Source organism: Marinobacterium alkalitolerans, assembly GCF_017776525.1.
Classification (GTDB): Bacteria; Pseudomonadota; Gammaproteobacteria; order Pseudomonadales; family Balneatricaceae; genus Marinobacterium; species Marinobacterium alkalitolerans.
Genome location: NZ_JACVEW010000007.1, coordinates 1 through 22240, shown reverse-complemented (window position 1 = coordinate 22240; position 22240 = coordinate 1). Strand labels below are relative to the sequence as shown.

Here is a 22240-nt window from a genome sequence, read left to right as displayed (position 1 = left end):
AAAAAATCCGTGCAGGGGGTTGTGCTTTGAAAACAAGCATCTATAATACGCACCTCAATTGATGAGGCGGCGGCGCAACGCAGCCAGATGTCGCATCAATAAAAATGCGGTGAGGTGTCCGAGTGGCCGAAGGAGCACGCCTGGAAAGTGTGTATACGGAAACGTATCGAGGGTTCGAATCCCTCCCTCACCGCCATCGAATTCAGAAGCCCTGATGATCCCCGATCATCAGGGCTTTTTCGTTATGGCTTCATGGCCTGACGTTTCTTATTCCGTCTGTTCGTGCTGTATCTGGTAGACCGAAGCCGGAATGCCCTGTGCCTGAAAGCATTCCAGCCATAGTCGCTGGTGGTCCTGCAGGCGATCGCCGGGGCCTTTAACCTCAATAAGCTGGTAGCGGCGTGCCTGCCAGTCAAAGCAGATCAAATCGGGCAGGCCGCGACGGTGGTAGCGCAAATCCTTCATCATATGCAGAAACACCTGCTTGAGATGCTCGGCCGGCACCAGTGTCAGGCAGGCGTTGACCCGTTCTTCGGTCAGGCTCGGCCAGTGGATGAGGTGACAGCGGATGTTCTGCTTTTGCGCCAGCCGTGCCAGTATCGTCGCCCGGTAACCCCCTGTCTCCAGTTGCGCTGTGCAGGCATCGATGAGCGCCTGTCGTGACGCCTGAAACTCGGGGCGATAGAGATCGGCAGGCCCGGCCTGAAAGGGGTGAAAGAATGCACCCGGCACCGGCGCAAAGATGGCGGGCCAGTAAAGCAGCGCGAACAGTCCGGTGAACAGTCGGTTCTCCACATGAAAGGCCTGAATGCCCTGTGTGGCCAGATGAGCGATGACGGCCTGTTCGACACTTTCATTCGCCTCAAGTGGAAGGCTGAGTCGGTGCGTTGAGATGACGGGCTGGCGGGGTGGCTCAATACTGATGCCCGCCTTGCGTGCGCTGCGCACGCGGATGCGATGGATCCGGAGCCGTGCCTCGGGCTGTTGAATTGCCTCCAGTGACGCACTGGCCGCTTCGAAGGTGGCCTCGGGCAAGTCCATCCGCTCCATCAAGCGCAGTTGTCGAATGCGTGCTTCCCGGTGCGGGTTTTGCGCATAGAGTGTTCGTGCTTGCGAGAGCTGTCCTGCGCGTTCAAAGGCCTGCCCCAGCGCAAACATCAGCTTGCGGCGCCGGTTTTCCAGCCAGGGCGTGGAACCACACGCGGGCAGTTCAGTCAGAATGTCATTCAAGGGTTCGCCCTGCTCCAGCCTCTGCTGCAGGGTATGCAGTGCCAGATAGAGATCTACATCGCTGCGCTGATGAAAGGCACGGGAAGCACTGTCCAAAGGAACCGGCTCATAGAGTTGGTGGCCCAGCTCCGTGACCACAAAGGCTGACCAGTCCTGGTGAAGGTTGCCGAAAAACATGAGCTGCAACCGTTGCATCAGGGGAGAAACCTCCAGGCTCACGGCGTCAAAACCTGCATCGGGGAGCCAGTCTTCCAGAGTCCTGGCCCCGTGGTCTGTCTGTGTTATCCAGGTTACCAGGTCGTGTTTGCGAGACTGTTTCGAGGGCGGGGCATCCGGATTGAGCCGGTGGCAGACCTGCCAGAGTTCAGACTTGCACAGCAGGGAGGCCAGCTCCTCGACCGTCAGTGCAGGGTCAAGCAGGACAAAACCGGCGTCCGCCAGCAGCCTCAAAAGAGGAAGGGGGGCTGACAGCTCGGCATACTGAAGCTGGTCGCTGCGAAACAGCTCCCCCCGTCGCATGACCATACGGATCAGCAGCGCCTGGGCCTGTTCTGGTAAACTGTCGAAGCAGTCCAGCCGATAAAGCTCTGTCTGCGTCAGCAGGTCTCCGTGGCGTTCTCTGACCCAGTTGATCAAGGTTCTGGCGTTGCTCAGGTAGTACAGCGGGTCGTTCAGGTCAGCGCCGGCTGGTATCACGTTCGGCATGTTTTTTCAGTCAGTATCTCAGTGTTCAGTGGCCGTGCCCGGCCAGGAAAAGAGTTGCATGAGCATAGAGCAGCGGCGTTTTTATCGCCAGGGCCCTGATCACCGGCTCGGGGCCGACGTTGATTTCGTGGATGTACGGCGGCGTTTTGATTTTCGATCCATTGAGATTGGCCGTTGGGTCAAGACGGGCGAGCGTGTCCGTGCAGCTGCGCTCTTTCATGACGCCCTTTGTGATCTGATGGTGATCTTGCAGGGCAACGAAACGCTGATTTCGTTGCGGGGTACGCTGGCGCTTCAGTATGGCACGGGCGGGCGCCCGGGTGTCTCCGCGCACTATGAGCCCGGTCGGCGCACCTTTGCGCTGGCCAAGAATGCGGGCCCCGGCAGTATTGCGCATGAATGGTTTCATGCGCTGGACCATTACCTCGGCAACAAGGTGTTCAGTGATGTGGGCGAGCGCTGTTTTGCCTCGGCGGCCTGGCTGGATGATGCGACCCCGGTGGCTCACCCGCTGAACGACCTCTGGTTTGCCGTGATGCGGGCGATCATGCTGTCACCTTCGGGTGAGGAGCCCAGTGAACTGTTTCGGATCTCCGCAGCAGTTGATCGGCAGCTTGGGCAGGTGTATTTCAGTCGCCCAGAGGAATTGTGTGCTCGCGCATTCGAGGCGTTTGTGCAGGATGCGCCGGTGAAAAACCATTTTCTGGTGAAGGGCACACGCGAGTCCCCCGAGGCCCTCAAGGGACTGTATCCGAAGCCGCCGCACCGGCAGCAGATCAACCAGGCATTTGCCAATTACTTTCAACAGCTTGGCGCTGCACTCAAACGCCGATCTACGACTTAATGCTATTAGTCGAAGTGCCGATTGTGAGCTGCGGGACCGCTCCCTAGAATCGCGGGCTTTCTGTTTTGACCCAAGAGAGCCTATGTCCGAAGTAGATCAGTCGACCTACCAGGCAGAGCGCAAGCCCCGTGCAGCCTTTGCCTCCCGTTCCGAGTATCTGGACCATGAACTCCAGTCCATGCGCCCGAGGCGCTGGCGCCCCAATCTGCCTCTGCGTGATTACCGGTTTGAAGTTGAAGACTGGGTGCCGGCCATGGCCGCTACCATCGGTAAGATTGTAATGGTGGCGGCTATCGTTGCCGCCTTTGCATCCCAGTTGGGGCTGTCCAACGACTTCGTTATTGAAAACGTGCGCTTTGAGCTGCTGATCGCCGCAGTGTTGTTCGTGGTACTGGTGTCCGGGTTTCTGAACCCGACCGCCAATCTGGCCGGGACGCACGGCCCTCTCATTCCCCTGATACCGCTGATCGTGGCCTCCGGCGGCCACCCGATGGCGCTGGGCCTGATGATTGGTGCACTGGGGTTTATCCTGGGGGTTACCAAGGGCGGCAGTCTGCTGGCTCGGCTGACAAGCAACGGTGTCTGTGGCGGTTTGCTGCTGTATCTGGGGTTTATCGGGATTACCGGCCAGATCAGCAAGCTGTTTGCCTGGGCTGAAGGGTTCGATATGGCCTATCTGGCGTTCATCGTCATCATCGCCACCATTGTGATGTATGCCTATCTGGAACATGTCCAGATGCGCTGGCTGGCCATACCTCTGGGGGCAGTACTGGCAGCCGGGCTTTCATTCGCGCTCGGCGCGCCGTTTGAGTTTACCACCGAGCCCGGTATGCCCAACCTTAATCCGGCCTATTGGTGGGGCGAGGAGACCGGTTGGCAGCTCGGCCTGCCGGAGCTGCACCATTTTATTGCCGTCGCCCCGTTTGCGGTACTCGCGGTAGCCATGTGGTCACCCGATTTTCTCGGCCACAGGGTATTTCAGGAGCTGAATTATCCGCCCAAAACAGTGCGAGTGCTGATGGATATCGATGACACCATGTGTGCAGCCTCGGCGCGTCAGGTGACCGGAAGTCTGTTGGGCGGCGGCAATATTGCCTCCTCCTGGGGGACCTATATCGTCCCGGCTGCGATTGCGCGTCGACCGATACCGGCCGGCGCGGTTCTGACCGGCGTGCTGTGTGTGGTCGCGGCGTTGTGGGGCTATCCGATGGATCTGGCCACTTGGCAGCCGGTGCTGAGTGTGGCGCTGATTGTCGGGGTATACCTGCCCCTGCTGGAGGCCGGCATGCAAATGACACGCGAGGGCAAGACCACGCAGTCGGCGGCTGTAGTCATTTTCTCCTCTGCACTGGTCAACCCGGTTTTTGGCTGGTCGCTGACGGTGCTGCTGGATAACCTCGGCCTGATCGGCTGTAAGGAGCGGGGCAAGGCGCTGGGACATGTGGGCCGCTGGGTCGTGCCCGGGATCGTTTTTCTGGTGCTCTGTGCCGTGATGGCGGGTATCGGCATGTTTCCGGGCTTGCCTCCGCTGATGGAGGCATTCAGCGTACAGGCGTGAGTCTGAACGGAACATTGGAAGTGCCGGACACAATGTCCGGCATTTTTTTATCCATGCATGTCTTAAATGTCGTATAATAAAATAATGTCGTTTTATGCATAAATTTCTTTAGCATGCGTAGCATGATGGTTGCTGTGGTGGATTGCGATCTTGATAGCTGAACACGTGGAACTGTATAACCCGGAGCCGTCGCAGCTCCGCAAGACCGTTTTAGTGGTAGACGATGCGGCTGAGAACCTGATGGTTCTGGGCGAGCTGCTGCACGAAGAATATTTGATTCGGGCAGCCAGTACTGGCCAGAGGGCACTGGAAGTGGCGGTTTCGGACCCGAAGCCGGACCTGATCCTGTTGGACGTCATGATGCCCGAGATGGATGGCTACAGCGTGCTGAAGTGCCTGCGAGAGCAGCCTGACACCTGTGATATTCCGGTCATCTTCATTACGGCGCTCAGCACTCAGGCAGACGAAGAGAAAGGCCTGCAGCTTGGAGCTGTCGATTACATTACCAAGCCTTTTAATCCCGCTATCGTGAAGGCCCGCGTTAAAACACAGCTGGAACTGAAGGATTCGCGTGATCGCCTGTCGCGGCACAACCTGAACCTGGAGGCTGAAGTTGAAAAACGCATTTGGGAAAACGCACTGATTCGTGACCTTACGACACGGGCGCTGGCCTGCATGGCCGAGATGCGTGACAAGGAAACCGGTCTGCATATCATGCGTACCCAGAAATATGTTGAGTTGCTGGCAGAACGGCTGCAGGAACACCCCCGCTTTCGGGACGCACTGCAAGGCGAGCGCCGCAGGGACATTGTGCGTGCCGCCCCGCTGCACGACATTGGCAAAATCGGCATTCCCGATGCCATTCTGTTGAAACCCGGCCCTCTCACTGCGGCCGAATTCACGGTCATGAAAACGCATTCGGTGATCGGCGCCAGTGCTATCGACAGTGCCATTGAGCAGGCGCTGATGGCGTTTGGTTCGACGCAATCCGGCTCTTCGATGGGGGCGATCAATTTTCTGCGTGTTGCCAGTGAAATCGCCCGCTCACACCACGAACGCTGGGATGGCTCGGGGTATCCCGATGGTCTGTCCGGTGATCGCATACCGGTGAGTGCACGCTTGATGGCGCTGGCCGATGTGTTTGACGCACTGACCGAGGCGCGGGTGTACAAGAGTCCCATGAGCATCGAGCAAGCGGTAGAGGTGATATCTGAAGGACGTGCGACCCATTTTGACCCGGACGTGGTGGATGCCTTTATGGCCTGTCTGGATCAGTTTGCCGATGTTGCTGAACGGTTGCGTGAGCCCGATCAGTGGCAGGCGGGTGCCTGAGGCTGGAGCATGGAATCGACAATCGATTTTTCAACGCCTCTGTGGGGGCTGCCCGGTGAAATGCTGTTTGCTCTGGCGCTGGTGGTCGGCGGGTTGTTCTGGCTGGGCTACCTGCAGCGTGCCGTTGAACTGAGAACCGCGGCGCTGCAGGAGAGCGAGGCCCGTTTCCGAATGCTGTTCGAGAATTCGCCGCAGCCGATGGCGCTGACCGAAAATAGCAGCTTCATTGCGGCAAACCAGGCGGCTCTTAACCTCTTTTGCATGCCCGCACCGGAAGCGATGAACGGGCTTACCCCCTTGAGCCTGTCGCCTCCGAATCAACTGTCTGGGCAAAGCTCGGCGGTTGAAGTCCTGCAGGTACTGTCGCGTGCTCAGGCCTATGGCAGCACGCGGGCAGAGTGGTGTCAGCTTAAAAGCAACGGCGATACCTTCATTGCGGAAGTGTTGCTGACGGCCTTCAACCAGGCCGGAAAAAAGATGCTGCATATCGTCTGGCACGATGTGACGGGCCGCAAGGAGGCAGAGCGTGAATTGGAAACGCACAGGCTGCACCTGGAAGAGCTGGTCGAAGACAGGACGCGTGCACTGAGCAAGCTCGCCGCGAGTCTTCGTGAAGCGCATGACCAGCAAAAAGCCCTGTTTGAAACCGCCACGGCCGGAATCGTGTTTGTGCGTGACCGGTATGTGTTGCGGTGTAATCGTGCTGCAGAGCGCTTGCTGGGCTATGCGCCGGGCACCATGCAGGGGCGTTCTACGCGAGAGTGGTATCCCGATGACGCGACGTTCAGGGCCGTAGGTGAGCAGATCAAGACTGCTCATGCCGGGTCCGGTATCTACTCCGAGGAGCATGAGCTGGTCTGCCGGGACGGGGCGCGCAAGTGGGTACGTGTACAGGGCAGGGCAGTAGACGGCTCTGATCTGAGCAAGGGCGTCGTCGGAGTGCTGATCGATATTGCACAGGAGCGGGAGGCTCTACAGCGTATCGAGCAGGCCCGTCAGTTTGCGGAAGAAACGGCTCGGGCCAAGGCGGGCTTTTTGGCCACCATGAGTCATGAAATCCGCACGCCACTGAACGCGGTTACCGGCATGACTCACCTGTTGTCGCGCACCTCACTGAATGAGCGCCAGCGGGACTATCTCGGCAAGATCGAGCACTCCAGTCAGCACCTGCTGGGGGTGATCAATGACATTCTGGACTTTTCCAGAATCGAAGTGGGCAAGCTGAAACTGGAGCGGGTCGAGTTTGACCTGAAGTCTGTGCTGAGTGCCGTTTTAGACGGCCTGGGGTTCAGAGCACAGGAGAAAGGGCTCGAGCTGATACTGAGGCTGGATCCAGCATTGCCGGGCACACTGGTGGGCGATCCGCTGCGGCTGGAACAGGTGTTGCTGAACCTGACCAACAACGCGGTAAAGTTTACCGAACAGGGTCTCGTGCAGATCAGCTGTCAGGGGGTATGGCAGGGGGCGCAGTTGGCCGGGGTCCGGTTCAGGGTGAAAGATTCCGGAATTGGTATCGCTGAAGCGCAGCAGGCAAAGCTGTTTCAGAGTTTTGAGCAAATTGATGGTGCCACCACGCGCAAGTTCGGTGGCAGTGGTCTGGGGCTGGCGATTTCACGTCAGCTGGTCGAGTTGATGGGCGGCCATATTGGTGTTCAGAGCCAGCAGGGTGTCGGGTCTGAATTCTGGTTTGAAATTCCATTAAGGGTTCCTGCGATGGCGGAAGTGTCTGCTTCGGCGGAGCCCGTCAGGGAATCGGTTGGATACGGAATCGATCAGGAGGCCGAGCGGGATACGGGCAAACCGACTCCTTCCCTGTGCGATGGCCAGTGTGAGGCGCTGTACCTTCGGCTGGAAGAGCTGTTGCAGACAGATGACTTTACCGCTACCCGGTTCATTCACTCCCATCGAGCAACCTTTAAGACCTGCTTGGGGAGCCAGTTTGGTGGCCTGTTGCAAGCTGTAGAGAGTTTCAACTTTCCGAAAGCTCTGAAGCTTTTGAGGGGCTCACGGCGAGGCACCTCGCCTCAATGTATTGAAGGGAAGGGTTGAACGAAAGCTGGATTGAAAGTCAACCGAGCCTTTGGTCGAAAGTATGCGTACAATGCGCCGCTCGCTGTCGGGCGGGCTCTGCGCTGCCCGGCAATTAATGCTCCAAATCGGCCGGGAGGCCACTATGACCACAACCACTCAGGCAGCAGCGCGCTGCCGGGAGATGGACACACCCAATCGATCAATGTTTGCTGGCGTTGATCTCCCCGTATTTTTGATCAGTGGCGGGGCACTGGTTCTGTTCGCGTTATTGGCCGTGTATGACCTTGAGCTTGTTTCCGGGCTCGTAAATTCGGCATTCGCCTTTTCAACAAAGCTGTTTGGCGCCTATTGGCAGGTGTTGCTGCTGGCCACGTTTTTTATCGGTCTGGCACTGGCGCTGGGGCGCACCGGAGGGGTGGTGATGGGCGGCACCTCGACACCGATGATTTCGACCTTCCAGTGGACCTCGATCATCATGTGCACCCTGCTGGCCGGCGGCGGTGTATTCTGGGCCGCAGCCGAGCCCATGGCGCACTTTCTGTCACCTCCACCCGCGTTTGCGGCTCAGGGTGTAGAAGCGGGAACGGCTCAGGCCGCTTATCACGCCCTGGCGCAGAGTTTCATGCACTGGGGGTTCCTGGCCTGGGCGATTCTGGGCAGCCTGACCGGTCTTATCTTCATGCATCTGCACTATGAGAAAGGGCTGCCCTTGAAGCCTCGCACCCTGCTGTATCCGGTGCTGGGGGAGCGCGTCATGTCAGGTCCGCTGGGGGCTGTCGTCGATGCCTGCTGTGTGCTGGCGGTGGTGGCCGGTACCGTTGGTCCGATCGGCTTTCTGGGGCTGCAGGTGAGCTTCGGGCTGGAGTTTCTGTTTGGTATTCCAGATGCCTACAGCACCCAGGTCAGTGTGCTGATCGGTTTGATTCTGGTGTACACCCTGTCTGCCGTGAGTGGGGTTACCCGCGGGATTCAGATACTCAGCCGCACCAATGTGATGCTGGCGCTGCTGCTGATGGCGTTCATTCTGGTTATGGGCCCCACCGGCTTTATTGTTGATGGTTTTCTGCACAGCTTCGGCATCTATCTGGATGAGTTCATCCCCATGGCAACCTTCAGGGCCGATACGGGCTGGCTGGACTGGTGGACCGTCTTTTTCTGGGGCTGGTTTCTGGGCTATGGACCCTTGATGGCGATGTTTGTGGCGCGGATCTCAAGAGGCCGCACGATCAGGCAGATGATCTTGCTCATCTCCGTGGTTGCCCCGGTAATTACCTGTTTCTGGTTCACCATTGTGGGTGGTGCGGGCATCTCCTTTGAGCTGGACAACCCGGGGGTTATTTCAGAACCGTTCAGCGGGTTTAACCTGCCTGCGGCCCTGATGGCCACCACCTCGTCGCTGCCGCTTGGGCAGCTGGTATCGGTGCTCTTTCTGATCCTGACGGTGATCTTCGTGGCGACAACCGGTGATTCCATGACCTATGCCGTGTCGATGGTCATGACCGGTACGGATCATCCGCAAACCAGTGTGCGTGTGTTCTGGGGCGTGATGATGGGGGTGACGGCGGCCATTCTCATCTCAATCGGATCGGGAGGCATATCGGCCCTGCAGTCGTTCATCGTGGTGACGGCGGTGCCGGTGTCGCTGGTGCTGTTGCCCTCGCTGTGGGTTGCCCCGCGCATTGCCCGTCAGATGGCACGAGAGCAAGGTCTGGTCTGACCGGAAACCTTGCACCTTGTTGGCGGCACCTTATGACAGGTGCCGCTTTGCTGTATACTTCGCGCTCGATTTTCAACCAGTGATTCACGAAGCGTCCTATGCATACCGATAGCCTCGACAAGCAGACCAAAACCCGCCTGAACAAGCTGCAAAAACGTTTGCGCCGTGAGGTAGGGCAGGCCATTGAAGCCTTTAACATGATTGAAGAAGGCGACAAGGTGATGGTGTGCCTGTCCGGTGGCAAGGATTCCTACACGATGCTCGATATTCTGCTGAACCTGCAGAAGAGCGCGCCCATTCGGTTCGAGCTGGTAGCGGTCAACCTGGATCAGAAGCAGCCGGGCTTCCCTGAAGAGGTGCTGCCGGCGTATCTGGACTCACTTGGCGTGCCCTATCACATCGTCGAGCGTGATACCTACTCTATCGTCAAGGAGGTGGTCCCGGAAGGCAAAACCACCTGCGGTCTCTGCTCGCGCCTGCGTCGCGGCACCCTGTATGGCTTTGCCGATGAAATCGGTGCCAACAAGATTGCGCTGGGCCACCACCGTGACGATATTCTGGAAACCTTTTTCCTGAACATGTTCTACGGCGGCAAGCTCAAGTCCATGCCGCCGAAGCTGGTATCGGACGATGGCAAGAACATGGTGATTCGCCCGCTGGCGTATGCGCGTGAGAAGGATATCTCGGCCTATGCGGAGCTGCGTCAGTTCCCGATCATCCCCTGTAACCTCTGTGGCTCACAGGAAAACCTGCAGCGACAGGTGATCAAGGAGATGTTGCAGGGCTGGGACAAGTCACACCCGGGCCGGATTGAAACCATGTTCCGTGCCCTTTGTAACGTGGTGCCTTCACATCTGGCGGATAATGAACTGTTCGACTTCAAGGGGCTGCAGCTCGGCTTTCCGCACGGCATTGTTCCGGGCAGCCAGACAGCACCCGGTCCGCTGGGTGAAGATGAAGACACCGGCGCGAACGGCTCCGGCGTTCAGGTGATGGAAAAGATCGATATTCTCTCCGTGTAGTGGCTTGACCTGAAGCCCCCTTTGACTGATATTCGGGTAAACCCGAATAACAATAAAAGGGAGCCAACATGTCGGATACCACACTGCTTGAGCGCCAGGACCGGGCAGGTACTGCCACCCTGACGCTCACACGCCCCGATGCCTATAACAGCCTTTCACTTGAACTCATGCAGGCGCTGCATGCCGAGCTTGACCGCATTGCCAGCGATCAGGATGTACGCTGTGTCGTCATCCGTGGCAGCGGCAAGGGATTCTGTGCCGGTCATGACCTCAAGCAGATGCTGGGCGCCGGGGAGGAAGACTTCTATCGCTGCACCTTCGATACCTGCTCCCGCCTGATGCAGCGTGTGGTCAGCCTGCCGGTTCCCGTCATTGCACAGGTTCACGGTGTGGCAACGGCTGCCGGTTGTCAGCTGGTGGCCAGTGCGGACCTGGCCGTTGCCGCCGATACCGCGCGTTTTGCGACCCCGGGCGTCAATATCGGACTGTTTTGTTCAACCCCCATGGTGGCCCTGAGCCGTGCGATTCAGCCCAAGCATGCCATGGAGATGCTGCTGACCGGACGGCTTGTCGGGGCTGAACGTGCCTACGAAATGGGGCTGGTAAACCGTTTGGTGCCTGAATCAGAGCTGGAGTCCACCGTGGATGAGCTGGCCGATACCATTGCTTCCAAGTCGCGCAAGACACTTCAGATCGGCAAGCAGGCGTTCTACCGCCAGCGCGAAATGTCACTGGCAGATGCCTACGATCATTGCAGTGAGGTGATGGTGGGCAATATGCTGACCGAAGATGCGCAGGAAGGGATCGATGCCTTTATCCATAAGCGCAAGCCCGAGTGGAAGCATCGCTGATCGAAACCCCCTCCTTTATGGCCCTGTCGCTGCTGTCGCAGTGCGATCAGCCGACAGGGCCAAGACCCCTTCCGTAATGGGCATCAGAGCCGCCAGCACCGAGATCAGCAGTACCCAGGGTTTTAGGCTGCGAATGACCCAGGTCTGTTCCGACAGAAGCGCCAGGTAGTACCCCAGCAGAACACCGGGCAGCAGCTTGATGGTCAGCCAGATATGCGCCATGGCAAGCTGGCCATTCAGTCCCAGCATAACGAGTGAAATCAGGGTGCCGGCCAGAAAAAAGGCGGCCAGTTCTGATCGGGCGGTAGCCGGTGGTTGTGACTGATAGACCAGCGCAATGGGCGGCCCGCCGATACTGGTGGCGGTACCGAGTACGCCGGATGTGAAGCCACCCAGCGCCAGGTGGGCGGTACTGGTCTTCACCGCAGGTGTTCTCCAGCTGATAAGCGCACCCACCAGCAGCATGCCACCCAACAACAGGCCCAGTGTGGCAGGGCTCATCAGCATGATGAGCGAAGCGCCCAGCCAGGCGCCGGGAATACGTGCGAGGATTGCGGGAAACACACGGGACCAGCTCAGCGTCTGCTGTGCGGCCGTCACGGTCAGAAGTGCAAGACAGAATCCGACCGCCAGAATAGGGCCGGGTACATACGCCGGGTCGATCGAAAACAGCAGGGGAGCCGCCAACAGTCCGTAGCCGATGCCGATGCGTGACTGAATTAAGACACCGGTCGTTACAATGGCGATGGCAAGCGCGTCGCTTACAAAGGGGGACATGTGCATGAGTCCAGGCGTTAAAAAAGCCCCCTGAGTGGCTAGTGCGGGTCCAGCTCAGAGGGCTTTGCTCAGCGGTTGTGGTATCAGGGCCTAGCGGCCACCGGCATCGGCACGGGACAGTTCACTGTTTTCAACCAGTACCGCGGCTCCAATCCGGTTGATCTCCTCCCACAGCGCGGGTTTGATCTCGATCCCCTGATTCACGCTGTGCTCCTTGTTCTGCTCAACCTGAGCTGCACTGAGCATGCGTGTATTGCGGTGCTTGAGGGTCGTCGCCAGATTGATGCGGGAGCTGCACACAATCGTCAAAGCCTGTTTGTCATCCGGGCTGGCGCTGAGACAGGTGGTGGCATCGCTGTAGCTGGGATAACGCTCACCTGCTGCAATGGCGGCAGTATGCTCCGTGATATTGTCGTTGCCGTTCTGCCAGTAGGCGGCAACGCTGATGCCGCGACGACCACAGTCGGTCAGTGCTTTCAAAATGAACATGCGGTTGTGGCAGTTGTGCACGGTCACGGTAGCAATGCCGACTTCCAGTGCCTTGGCGTGGGCCAGGTCAACGGCAGCCGCAATGCAGTTGAGGGCGCTGCGGCCATGGCTGTCGATAATGGCGGAGGTGCTGTCTTCATACACCACGCTGCTCAAGGGCTTGTCGCTGTCGCGGTCTATGAAGGGAAGTGCACGTTCCAGTTCTGTCAGTCCATTTAGGCCATGCTTTTCGAGCCAGAGCACCATATTGGCGGCGTCTTCATAGTTGCCGACAAAGTAGCCGCAGGCTTCAAAGCAACGGCGCAGCGCCGCTTTCAGTTCGTTCATCGAAATATTCATGGGCTGCTCCTTACTGCTTGGGGGCCAGTGGCATGAACCAGTCATCACCAAAGCGGTTACCGATATCTTCCAGAAGCGGGGCTCCCTGGAACATGGTGTTGCGCACCCAGAGGCGTGAGCGCGGATCAAACTTGCTGACCCCGAAGAACGCCAACTTGCACCTCAACAGGTGCATGGGCAGGACGTTGCGATCCAGCAGGTTGGCCTGGATATCACCGTAGACACAGCGGTTCATGCTCTGTATCCGCCTTACGATCCCGCGCAGCTTGGGACGGGCCACCATGAAGCGTGCGGTGTTGTGGTCCGGGTGCTGCTCAATGTATTCGCAGAGCTGCTCGTAGCAGCGTCGAACGGCATACCCCACGCCCAGAGCCATCTGTTTCTTCTTGGCTTCCATGTCCGCGACGCTGCCAAGGCGCGGTTCCATTTTTTCTTCGGAACGGTACCAGCAGGTTTCACGGGCTCCCTCGGCATTGAAATCGATCGCCAGCGACCAAGCGTAGCGGGTTTCGATGATCTCTTTGAGTGCGGGCAGCGGCATCAAGGGATCCAGGTCCAGAAATTCCTCGGCGCAGTGGTAGTCTTCCAGATCGTCTACCAGTTCCGGATAGAGCTCCAGCAAAATGGACACCAGCATTTCCTGTCCCTGCAGTGAACACTGTTCTTCGCTCCAGCGAATCAGTGCATCCCAGTCTTCAAACGGTTGTGCGACCTGAGCGGTGATCGCTTCGAGATCCTGCAGGACCTGCTGGTTGTTGCGGGTCTGCCATTCGTCTTCGGTCCAGGTTTCCCGGGTGTGCTGAATGCAGCGCTCCAGCAGTTCTCCCAGTTGCTGACGGATACGCGGGGAGATGTCGCCCAGCACGCGGACACGGGCGAGTGCCAGCTCGCGCATCTCGATCCAGCGGTTGATCAGAATGGGGTGGTTCACCAGATAGGGTGCCATACCCAGGCCGGTTGAGTTGCCGATACCGAAGTAGCGCTTGATCTCCGGCTGCATGGGTTTGAAAGTGTCGGGTGCACGGTGCTTTGCAATGTGTTCAACCTGAATCAGGCTGAAGTTGCGCAGCATCAGGCAGACAAACATTTCGGCGGCAAAGGGGCGGGCGAAATCCTTGTAATGTGTCTTGACCTTGTCCCAGTCGGCCATGCCCAGTTTGCCGCTGCCATAGACGGCAGTGGTCCGGTACAGATAGCCCACTTTGGCAATCTGGCTGACGGCCGGTTGCTCGCCCTGGGCAAGCTGGTCTACCACATAGCTGAAGTTACGAGCACTGCGGTTGGCCCGTGACAGGACGAAGACTCGAGCATCCACTCGGCCCGCTTCCTGTTTGGGGACATTCTGGCGCAGCTTTTCGAGGTACAGATCGTCTACCTTGCCGGTAACCAGTGCCATGGTCAGGTCCCACTCGGTGGCAATGACGCGGTCGTTGCGCGCTTCCGGTGACAAGTAATTGGAAAACAGTACAAAGCTGTACAGCCCGTGAGGGGCCTTGATTTCGTAAATGACCGTGCCGAAACCCTCGGGGTCGAGCTCGAAACGTACAGGGTCGATCTGCCAGCGTTCTCGCATGATATGGCGAATCAGGGTGCGCATGAAACTCAGGCGGCTCTGATGCATCGAACCGAGTCGCTCCAGATGCATCACCTGTTCGGCAGGGCGCAACGGGAGGGCATTGTCTCCGCAAAGCGTAGTGTGAATGGCAGCAGGCGTTGTCATTATTATGATCCTCTATTTGCTCCACATCTCGTGTATTGGCCTGAAAGGTGTTGGGACACTTGGATGTGTTGGAAGCCTTGCTCTTACAGACTCTGCTCGCTTCCTGTTTAGTTATAGTCGGCAGAGGAGAGGTGCACCCTGTGGGTGACGGCATTATCTTCGTGAATGCAAGGCAGCCAGACAAATGAAAAGGATCTATCATTTGATAAGCGGGGCTTATCGAATGAGGCTAAGACATTATTTTTTCTGTTATCAGGTGGTGTCCGGGATCGAGCTGTTCTTCAAAATAAATGCCACCAGGGCCTCGGCCGCAGGCGAAAGTGATTTGTTGATCAGCTTGACCACTCCCAGATGCCTGACGACTTCCGGTGTGGTCAACGGGATGAATGTGAGCAGCGGGTTGTCGCGCGGAAACGCAAACCGGGGCAGGGTGGTAATGCCCAGTCCCGCTTCCAGCATCGCGATCAGTGAAATCATGTTGGAGACATAAAACTGGCTGCTTCCCAGCAAGGCTTCGGCGTCAGTGCCTTCCAGCAGGCGTGAGGTACCGTTGCTGATCAGGCGGTGCTTGTTGAGGCTTTGCCAATGCACCTCTGCCTGCTCTGCCAGAGGATGGTCATGGCGGCAGACAACGCCGACATGGTCCTGCCAGATGGGAATGAACGTCTTGTCGCTGTGTTCATCGGACCGCCAGGCGCTGGCGATGCCAAAATCCACCTGCTGCTGCTCCACCATATTGAGAACGGCAGCGGCATTGTCGTCGAAAAAGCTGATATGCAGATCAGGTGCGTCGGCAATGAAGCGGGACAGAATGTCAGGCAGCATTCGGCTGGCGACAGAGGGAACTGATGCCAGCCTCAGGTGGCCGGTTTTATGCTCGGCCATCAGGGTCATATCCTGAGCGACACGGTCATGATGGGCGATCAGCTCTTTGGCCTGTGGCAAGAAGTGGCGTCCAAAGGGCGTCAGTTCTGCATTGCTGGATTTGGCATTGCGCTTTTCAAACAGGGCTTCGCCCAGCTTGTTTTCAAGATCCTTGATGGACAGGGAGATGGCAGGTTGAGTGCGGTGGGCGCGCTCGGCTGCGGCATGAAACCCCTTGAGTTCGGCGACCCAGACAAAGTGCCTGAGCTGGGCAATTTTGAGTTCCGGCAGCATCGGCATGACCTCTATCGACAGTGGTTTACTTTGATAAGTAAACCTTATCCTGAAATTTTATTTATTAATTTTTATTATTACATCACCCTGCCTATGATGAGTCCAACAATTTTGCTGGAGGTCATCATGTCTGAATCAATCTTTCGCAACTATATCGCTGGTGAGTGGGTAGAGGGTACCGCAACGGTCGCCAATATCAGCCCGGCCGACATCAATGATGTGATTGGCCATTACGCTCAGGCAGACAAGGCCCAGACAGAAGCGGCCATCGCTGCTGCCATTCAGGGGCAGGAAGCCTGGCAAAAAAGCGGTCTGGAACAGCGCTATTCGGTGCTGATGGCGATCGGTGACGAGTTGATCGCTCGCAAGGATGAGCTAGGTGAGTTGCTGGCCCGTGAAGAGGGCAAGACGCTGGCTGAAGGCGCCGGCGAAATCTACCGTTCAGGTCAGTTTTTCCACTACTACGCGGCTGAAGTACTGCGCCAGATGGGGGAATCAACCGATTCCGTGCGCCCGGGCGTTGAGATCGAAACTCGCCGTGAACCGGTCGGTGTCGTGGGCATTATCACGCCCTGGAATTTCCCGACGGCAACCGGGGCGTGGAAAATCGCACCGGCACTGGCTTTTGGTAACGCCGTGGTCTGGAAGCCGGCCAACCAGGTACCCGCATCCGCCTGGGCGCTGACCGAAATCATTTCCCGTCAGTGCCTGCCCGCTGGCACCTTCAATCTGGTGATGGGGCCGGGATCCCAGGTGGGTGATGTACTGATCAACTCGCGTGACATCAATGCGCTGACCTTCACTGGCTCGCTGGAAACCGGTCGCAAGGTGGCGGCGGCTACAGCGGTGAATCTGGTCAAGTGCCAGCTGGAGATGGGCAGCAAGAACGCCTTGGTGGTACTGGACGATGCTGATCTGGACAACGCGGTTGAGTGTGCCGTCAACGGTGCATTCGGCGGCACCGGCCAGAAATGTACTGCCTCTTCCCGCCTGATCGTCACCGAAGGTATTCATGATCGCTTTGTAGAGGCGGTTAAAGCCCGCATGCAGAAGCTGGTGGTGGGGCATCCTCTGAAAGCGGGCGTGCACATCGGTGCCGTGGCGGATGCCCGCCAGATGGAGCAGAACCTGGAATACCTGGAGCTGGCCAAGCGTGAAGGCGGTGAGCTGGTATACGGTGGCGAGGTCCTGCAGGAAGACACAGAAGGCTACTACATGCAGCCGGCGCTGTTTACCGGTACCACCAATGATATGCGCATCAACCGTGAAGAAGCCTTTGCGCCCATCGCCTGTGTGATCAAGGTGAAGGATTTTGAAGAAGCGCTGTCAACCCTGAATGACACCAACTTTGGCCTGACAGGCGGCATCTGCACCCAGTCGCTGAAATATGCCACCGAGTTCAAACGCCGCGCCAAAACCGGCTGTGTGATGATCAATCTGCCAACTGCCGGCACCGATTATCACGTGCCCTTCGGTGGTCGCAAGGATTCCAGTTTCGGTCCGCGCGAGCAGGGCGCCTATGCAAAAGAGTTCTACACCGTCGTCAAAACCACCTACATGCGTGCGTAACGGGAGCCGGGCCATGAACCAGAACCTGCACAAAGACCTGATCGTGGTGGATGGGCTCCAGTACTCCAACTGGAACCGACAGATCTTTGAACAGTTGCGCGAGGGGGGCGTGACCATGGTGCATGTCACCATCGTCTACCACGAGCAGATCCGCGAAACCCTGTTGCGTATCGCCGAGTGGAATCGCCACTTTGAGCACAACCGCGACCTGATCATGCCGGTGAAGTCCGCCGAGGATATCCGTCGCGCCAAGGCGCTGGGCAAGGTGGGCATCATGTTCGGGGCGCAGAACTGTTCGCCCATCGAGGATGATATCGGCATGGTCGAGGTGATGCGTGAGCTTAACCTGATGATCATGCAGCTGACCTATAACAACCAGAGCCTGCTGGCCTGCGGCTGTTATGAGGCGGAAGACAGTGGCGTGACCCGATTCGGCAAACAGGTGATTCGCGAGATGAACCGTGTCGGGATGGTGGTGGACATGAGCCACAGTGGTGAGCGCAGCACGCTGGATGCCATTGAGCTGTCCGAACGGCCCATTGTGATCTCGCATGCCAACCCGACCAGCTTCCATGCGGCCAAGCGCAACAAGTCGGATACCGTGCTCAAGGCACTGGGTGAGTCCGGTGGCCTGCTGGGGTTCAGCCTCTATCCGTTCCATTTGAAAAACGGGTCTGACTGCACGCTGGAAGAGTTTTGCGACATGGTCGCCAGCACCGCCGATCTGATGGGTATCGAGCACATCGGTATTGGCACCGACCTGTGTCAGGAGCAGCCGCTGTCGGTGCTGGAGTGGATGCGCAATGGCCGCTGGTCGAAAGAGATGGATTACGGCGAAGGCTCCAAGTCCAATGCGGACTGGCCGCGCCCACTGTCCTGGTTCCGTGACAGCCGCGACTTCCCCAATCTGACCGCCGGCCTGCAGGCGCGCGGGTTCAGTGACGAGGATGTGGCACGCATCATGGGCCTCAACTGGCTTAATTTCCTTGAGGACGCGCTTCGTCCTCAGTGACGAGTACTGCCTCTGATCCAAGTGTCCCGGCTGTGGAGGCCGGGGCATATGCCCCCACCGACTCTCCGAACCATAAATATAAAAGCTCGCCAGGAGACTAAGATGAATACAACTACTCAGGCTGCAGCCAGCAGTCAGGAGCTTGATATGCCCAAAAAGTCATGGCTGTCAGGTGTGGATCTCCCCGTTTTCCTGATTAGCGGCGGGATTCTGGTCCTGTTTGCTGCATTTGCACTCTACGATATCGACCTGGTGTCGAACTGGGTCAATACGGCGTTTGCCGCGTCGACCAAAGTGTTTGGTGCCTATTGGCAGGTATTGCTCCTGCTCACCTTTTTGATCGGCCTGGTGTTGAGCCTGAGCCGAACCGGCAACGTCGTGATGGGCGGGACGGATACCCCCGATATCACCACGTTCCAGTGGATCTCCATCATCATGTGTACGCTGCTGGCGGGGGGCGGTGTTTTCTGGGCGGCGGCCGAGCCGATGGCCCACTTTACCTCGCCTCCGCCTCTGTTCGGTGGTGAAACCGGGACGCTTCAGGCGGCCTACAATGCGCTGGCACAGAGCTTCATGCACTGGGGGTTCCTGGCCTGGGCGATTCTGGGCAGCCTGACCGGTATCATCTTCATGTACCTGCACTACGAAAAAGGTCTGCCCCTGAAGCCAAGAACGCTGCTGTATCCGGTGCTTGGGGAGCGTGTCATGAAAGGCCCGCTGGGTGCCGTTGTTGATTCCTGCTGCGTACTGGCGGTAGTGGCAGGGACGGTGGGACCGATCGGCTTTCTGGGGCTGCAGGTCAGCTTTGGACTGGAAAAACTGTTTGGCATTCCCAATACCTATGGCACGCAGGTGTTCATTCTCGTGGGTCTGATCGGCCTGTATACGCTTTCGGCGGTGAGTGGTGTGAACCGGGGCATTCAGATTCTCAGCCGTGCCAATGTGATCCTGGCCGTGGGGCTGATGCTGTTCATCCTGCTGATGGGGCCCACCGGCTTCATCGTTGATGGTTACCTGCACTCCTTTGGCATTTATCTGGATCAGTTCATTCCGATGGCAACCTTCCGGGCCGATACCGGCTGGCTGGACTGGTGGACCGTCTTTTTCTGGGGCTGGTTCCTGGGTTATGGGCCGCTGATGGCGATGTTTGTGGCGCGTATTTCACGTGGTCGTACCATTCGTGAAATGGTGCTGCTGATCTCTGTGGTCGCGCCGGTGATCACCTGCTTCTGGTTCACCATTGTGGGTGGTGCCGGGCTTTCATTCGAGCTCAACAACCCGGGTGTGATTTCCGAGCCCTTCACCGGCTTCAACCTGCCGGCAGCGCTGATGGCTATTACCGAACAGTTGCCCGCCGGCTTCCTGATCTCGGTACTCTTCCTGATTTTGACCACGATCTTTGTCGCCACGACCGGTGACTCCATGACCTATGCGGTTTCTATGGTCATGACCGGAACCGACCACCCGCAAACCAGCGTGCGCATCTTCTGGGGCGTGATGATGGGGGTAATGGCTGCCCTGCTGATCTCCATCGGTTCAGGGGGGATCTCGGCCCTGCAGTCATTCATCGTAGTGACAGCCGTACCCGTATCGCTGGTCCTGCTGCCATCGCTGTGGGTCGCACCCCGCATCGCACGTCAGATGGCGAAAGAGCAGGGGCTCTGATTGTGATGCCGGGCGGTGCGGGATGCCGCCCGGCCTCTTCCCTCGATATCTATCCAACTGTTGAGAGGGTTATGAAAACAGCTGTTAAAACTGATCTTTTTGCCTCCAAGGCACCGCTGGAATGGGCCGTGATTGCCAATGGCATGCTGTCCACCGCACAGATTCCAATTGATGATCAGGGGCAGGTCGTCCCGGGTGGTATAGAAGCCCAGGCGCGTCAAACCATGGAGAATTTCAAGCACACCATCGAAGCGGCAGGGCTGACGATGGCGCATGTCACACAGGTGCTAATCTACGTTACCGATCGAGCTCAGCTTCCCGTGTTCAATCAGGTTTATGCTGAGTACTTTGAAGCGCCCTACCCGAACCGGGCGGCCATGGTCGTGGCCGGTTTGGCGCGAGAGGAGATGCTGTGCGAAATCGTTGCCTACGCAGCAGTGCCCTCAGACTGAGCTGACAGGCTCAAGTGTAAAATGAGTTGTTCCCCTAGTGGCGCCCTTGTGGCGCCACCGTCGTTTCAGTGCAGCTCCAGCTGAATGTGGAAGGTTGTACCGATCTCCGGGTCAGAGGTCACGGCCATATGTCCCTTGTGCTGCTCGGTAATCACGAAATAGGGGAAGGAGAGTCGCTTGTCCGCATCTTCGGCGGCCTTGGCTTCGTTGCCCTTGTGCAGGTAGGGCTCAAACAGATACATCTGTTCTTCGCTGGTCAGGCCGGTGCCATTGTGCTGAATGCGAATGGAGAGCGCGTCATAGCACTCGGATACGAACAGCTTGATGGTCGGCGTGAAGTCGGCATCGCTGCGCCTGGCCTTGTCGACCAGAGCCTGATAGGTATGGCGGAACAGGCTCAGGAATACCTGCTGCAGCTCGGTGATATAGCAGGGTGCCATGGGCAGGCTGTCTTCATAATGCCGCTCAATCTGCATATTGCGAAACGGCTGTGCGTTGGGCAGAGACAGCGCGTCGCTGGCCTGCTCGACAGAGTGCTCAAGAATATCGACCACATTGGCGTCATGGGCCTTGCTGCTGCGACCCCGCGCGAACTCCAGCAGGTTGCGGATGACGGATTCTACCTGACGGCCGTTTTCGGATGCGTTTTCCAACAACTGCTGCACGCGCTCCACTTCGGCCTGCTGGCCGTTCTGTCCTTCCTGCAATCGGCCCGACTCCAGCAGGCTCTGGAAGTTGCGCAGGTCAAACAGAATCGCCTGCAGCGGCGGGTTGATATCGTTCGCCATGGCGGTGGCCAGTTCACCCATGGATGACAGCTTGTCATGGTGGATCAGCATGTTTTCCGCGATCACCTGGCGCGTGACATCGTCTACAAGAATCACCACGCCGGGTGTTTGCGTATGCTCGAGCGGATACACGGTGATGTCCATGTGGTAGCTGCCGGGCTGGCTGTACCTGAGCGTCAGCGATTCATTTCGCTCCAGCGACTGCTCGATATGCTTGGGGGTGACCGTAATATCCGGATAGATCGACCAGAGATTCTGGCCGATGGCCTCATCGGCCGCAATGCCCGAGCGCTCTTCGGCACGGCGATTCCACTGGGTGATGGTGCCGTCCGCGTCCAGCCCCACCAGTACCAGCGGCATGGAGCTCAGAATGTTGCGGATGTAGGCTTCTGACGCCTGCAGCCGTTGGGTGGTAATAACGTGTTCGGAGACTTCCTGTTCCAGCTTGGCGGTGCGGTCCTGTACCCGCTCCTCCAGATGGCCACGGATCTCTTCCAGTTCGATGTTATACCGGCGTGCACGGCGCCAGGTGATAAACAGGGTGATGACGACGATGGTCAGCAGAATAATCAGCACGCCACTGGAGAAGTTGGCGACATATTGCCAGCGGGTGCTGCCGTCTTCGTTACGAAAGGGGGCCAGCAGGCTTGCCTGAGTCAGCGGTGAAAGCAGCAGCAGCGCGGTTGGCAAAAGAAAGCGCATTATCATGAATAGAGATCCGTTATCCCGTAAATGAAACCTGTTCTCAGCGGATTATAACGAAAGATAGGCGTCAGGGCGCGGGTCTGGCGACGCTTATGCAACCAGGGCAACAAAAAAGCGCCCGCAGGCCACTGCTGTCCCATAGTTTTCGATCATAAAGGGATCCTCATTTGAGGGTCCCTTTTTTGTGGCTTTAGTGGAGGAGGATTAAGCAGAGCCCAAAGGGGCATGCGTTCGAACAAGCTCACCTGAAGTGTTCGCATAATGCGCTGTACGCTC

At 57.9% G+C, this 22240-nt stretch carries 17 protein-coding genes and 1 tRNA gene; 12 read left to right on the top strand and 6 right to left on the bottom strand.

All coding sequences use genetic code 11. The features are described from left to right. The first annotated feature begins 108 nt into the window (after positions 1 to 108). A tRNA-Ser gene (locus H9C73_RS05920) sits at positions 109 to 196 on the top strand. A 71-nt stretch (positions 197 to 267) separates the two neighbouring features. Here the strand turns inward: H9C73_RS05920 and H9C73_RS05915 are convergent. Then, positions 268 to 1935 (bottom strand): VRR-NUC domain-containing protein, encoded by a 1668-nt coding sequence (locus tag H9C73_RS05915; protein WP_209286884.1) that lies wholly within the window; start codon positions 1933 to 1935, stop codon positions 268 to 270. A 58-nt stretch (positions 1936 to 1993) separates the two neighbouring features. Between H9C73_RS05915 and H9C73_RS05910 the strand changes: the two genes are divergently transcribed. The 7 genes from H9C73_RS05910 (at position 1994) to H9C73_RS05880 (ending at position 11290) form a co-directional block, all read left to right on the top strand. Further along, on the top strand, positions 1994 to 2779 hold the full coding sequence (locus H9C73_RS05910) for a CLCA_X family protein (RefSeq protein WP_209286883.1): 786 nt from the start codon (positions 1994 to 1996) through the stop codon (positions 2777 to 2779). A gap of 82 nt (positions 2780 to 2861) precedes the next feature. Beyond that, positions 2862 to 4337 (top strand): DUF3360 family protein, encoded by a 1476-nt coding sequence (locus tag H9C73_RS05905; protein WP_209286882.1) that lies wholly within the window; start codon positions 2862 to 2864, stop codon positions 4335 to 4337. 150 nt (positions 4338 to 4487) lie between these two features. Further along, positions 4488 to 5669, top strand: coding sequence for a response regulator (locus H9C73_RS05900; RefSeq protein WP_209286881.1), 1182 nt, complete (start codon positions 4488 to 4490; stop codon positions 5667 to 5669). Positions 5670 to 5678: 9 nt separating this feature from the next. Beyond that, a complete protein-coding gene (locus H9C73_RS05895) occupies positions 5679 to 7718 on the top strand; it encodes an ATP-binding protein (RefSeq protein WP_209286880.1) in 2040 nt (679 codons plus the stop codon). Positions 7719 to 7842: 124 nt separating this feature from the next. After that, positions 7843 to 9417, top strand: a complete 1575-nt coding sequence (locus H9C73_RS05890) for a BCCT family transporter (RefSeq protein ID WP_209286879.1) — start codon at positions 7843 to 7845, stop codon at positions 9415 to 9417. 98 nt (positions 9418 to 9515) lie between these two features. After that, on the top strand, positions 9516 to 10439 hold the full coding sequence (ttcA, locus tag H9C73_RS05885) for a tRNA 2-thiocytidine(32) synthetase TtcA (protein WP_209286878.1): 924 nt from the start codon (positions 9516 to 9518) through the stop codon (positions 10437 to 10439). Positions 10440 to 10507: 68 nt separating this feature from the next. Next, on the top strand, positions 10508 to 11290 hold the full coding sequence (locus tag H9C73_RS05880) for an enoyl-CoA hydratase (protein ID WP_209286877.1): 783 nt from the start codon (positions 10508 to 10510) through the stop codon (positions 11288 to 11290). A gap of 15 nt (positions 11291 to 11305) precedes the next feature. Here the strand turns inward: H9C73_RS05880 and H9C73_RS05875 are convergent, their stop codons facing one another. The 4 genes from H9C73_RS05875 to H9C73_RS05860 form a co-directional block, all read right to left on the bottom strand. Next, complete coding sequence (locus H9C73_RS05875; RefSeq protein WP_209286876.1) at positions 11306 to 12067, bottom strand: sulfite exporter TauE/SafE family protein; 762 nt, start codon at positions 12065 to 12067, stop codon at positions 11306 to 11308. Positions 12068 to 12157: 90 nt separating this feature from the next. Further along, positions 12158 to 12895 (bottom strand): DUF3726 domain-containing protein, encoded by a 738-nt coding sequence (locus H9C73_RS05870; RefSeq protein WP_209286875.1) that lies wholly within the window; start codon positions 12893 to 12895, stop codon positions 12158 to 12160. Between the two features lie 10 nt (positions 12896 to 12905). Continuing rightward, positions 12906 to 14615: a hypothetical protein gene (locus H9C73_RS05865; protein WP_209286874.1), complete on the bottom strand. Its 1710-nt coding sequence runs from the start codon at positions 14613 to 14615 to the stop codon at positions 12906 to 12908. A 252-nt stretch (positions 14616 to 14867) separates the two neighbouring features. Then, complete coding sequence (locus H9C73_RS05860; protein WP_209286873.1) at positions 14868 to 15773, bottom strand: LysR family transcriptional regulator; 906 nt, start codon at positions 15771 to 15773, stop codon at positions 14868 to 14870. 126 nt (positions 15774 to 15899) lie between these two features. Here H9C73_RS05860 and H9C73_RS05855 point away from each other — a divergent pair, with 126 nt between their 5' ends. From H9C73_RS05855 to H9C73_RS05840, 4 genes are all read left to right on the top strand, one after another. Then, complete coding sequence (locus tag H9C73_RS05855; RefSeq protein ID WP_209286872.1) at positions 15900 to 17342, top strand: aldehyde dehydrogenase family protein; 1443 nt, start codon at positions 15900 to 15902, stop codon at positions 17340 to 17342. A gap of 13 nt (positions 17343 to 17355) precedes the next feature. Beyond that, positions 17356 to 18354, top strand: coding sequence for a dipeptidase (locus H9C73_RS05850; RefSeq protein ID WP_236014117.1), 999 nt, complete (start codon positions 17356 to 17358; stop codon positions 18352 to 18354). Between the two features lie 102 nt (positions 18355 to 18456). After that, positions 18457 to 20019 (top strand): BCCT family transporter, encoded by a 1563-nt coding sequence (locus tag H9C73_RS05845; RefSeq protein ID WP_209286871.1) that lies wholly within the window; start codon positions 18457 to 18459, stop codon positions 20017 to 20019. 71 nt (positions 20020 to 20090) lie between these two features. Further along, positions 20091 to 20471 carry a RidA family protein gene (locus H9C73_RS05840; protein WP_209286870.1) on the top strand — a complete coding sequence of 127 codons (381 nt, stop codon included), beginning with the start codon at positions 20091 to 20093 and terminating at the stop codon, positions 20469 to 20471. A gap of 65 nt (positions 20472 to 20536) precedes the next feature. On the opposite strand, the gene H9C73_RS05835 is transcribed toward H9C73_RS05840, so the two are convergent. Beyond that, positions 20537 to 21967 carry a two-component system sensor histidine kinase NtrB gene (locus H9C73_RS05835; protein ID WP_236014116.1) on the bottom strand — a complete coding sequence of 477 codons (1431 nt, stop codon included), beginning with the start codon at positions 21965 to 21967 and terminating at the stop codon, positions 20537 to 20539. Positions 21968 to 22240 lie beyond the last annotated feature (273 nt).

Bases quoted from the DNA above. Each gene is read 5' to 3' on its own strand.
- H9C73_RS05915 (WP_209286884.1), bottom strand. From the start codon at position 1,935: ATGCCGAACGTGATACCAGCCGGCGCTGACCTGAACGACCCGCTGTAC.
- H9C73_RS05910 (WP_209286883.1), top strand. From the start codon at position 1,994: ATGAGCATAGAGCAGCGGCGTTTTTATCGCCAGGGCCCTGATCACCGG.
- H9C73_RS05905 (WP_209286882.1), top strand. From the start codon at position 2,862: ATGTCCGAAGTAGATCAGTCGACCTACCAGGCAGAGCGCAAGCCCCGT.
- H9C73_RS05895 (WP_209286880.1), top strand. From the start codon at position 5,679: ATGGAATCGACAATCGATTTTTCAACGCCTCTGTGGGGGCTGCCCGGT.
- H9C73_RS05890 (WP_209286879.1), top strand. From the start codon at position 7,843: ATGACCACAACCACTCAGGCAGCAGCGCGCTGCCGGGAGATGGACACA.
- ttcA (WP_209286878.1), top strand. From the start codon at position 9,516: ATGCATACCGATAGCCTCGACAAGCAGACCAAAACCCGCCTGAACAAG.
- H9C73_RS05880 (WP_209286877.1), top strand. From the start codon at position 10,508: ATGTCGGATACCACACTGCTTGAGCGCCAGGACCGGGCAGGTACTGCC.
- H9C73_RS05875 (WP_209286876.1), bottom strand. From the start codon at position 12,067: ATGTCCCCCTTTGTAAGCGACGCGCTTGCCATCGCCATTGTAACGACC.
- H9C73_RS05870 (WP_209286875.1), bottom strand. From the start codon at position 12,895: ATGAATATTTCGATGAACGAACTGAAAGCGGCGCTGCGCCGTTGCTTT.
- H9C73_RS05865 (WP_209286874.1), bottom strand. From the start codon at position 14,615: ATGACAACGCCTGCTGCCATTCACACTACGCTTTGCGGAGACAATGCC.
- H9C73_RS05860 (WP_209286873.1), bottom strand. From the start codon at position 15,773: ATGCTGCCGGAACTCAAAATTGCCCAGCTCAGGCACTTTGTCTGGGTC.
- H9C73_RS05855 (WP_209286872.1), top strand. From the start codon at position 15,900: ATGTCTGAATCAATCTTTCGCAACTATATCGCTGGTGAGTGGGTAGAG.
- H9C73_RS05850 (WP_236014117.1), top strand. From the start codon at position 17,356: ATGAACCAGAACCTGCACAAAGACCTGATCGTGGTGGATGGGCTCCAG.
- H9C73_RS05845 (WP_209286871.1), top strand. From the start codon at position 18,457: ATGAATACAACTACTCAGGCTGCAGCCAGCAGTCAGGAGCTTGATATG.
- H9C73_RS05840 (WP_209286870.1), top strand. From the start codon at position 20,091: ATGAAAACAGCTGTTAAAACTGATCTTTTTGCCTCCAAGGCACCGCTG.
- H9C73_RS05835 (WP_236014116.1), bottom strand. From the start codon at position 21,967: ATGATAATGCGCTTTCTTTTGCCAACCGCGCTGCTGCTGCTTTCACCG.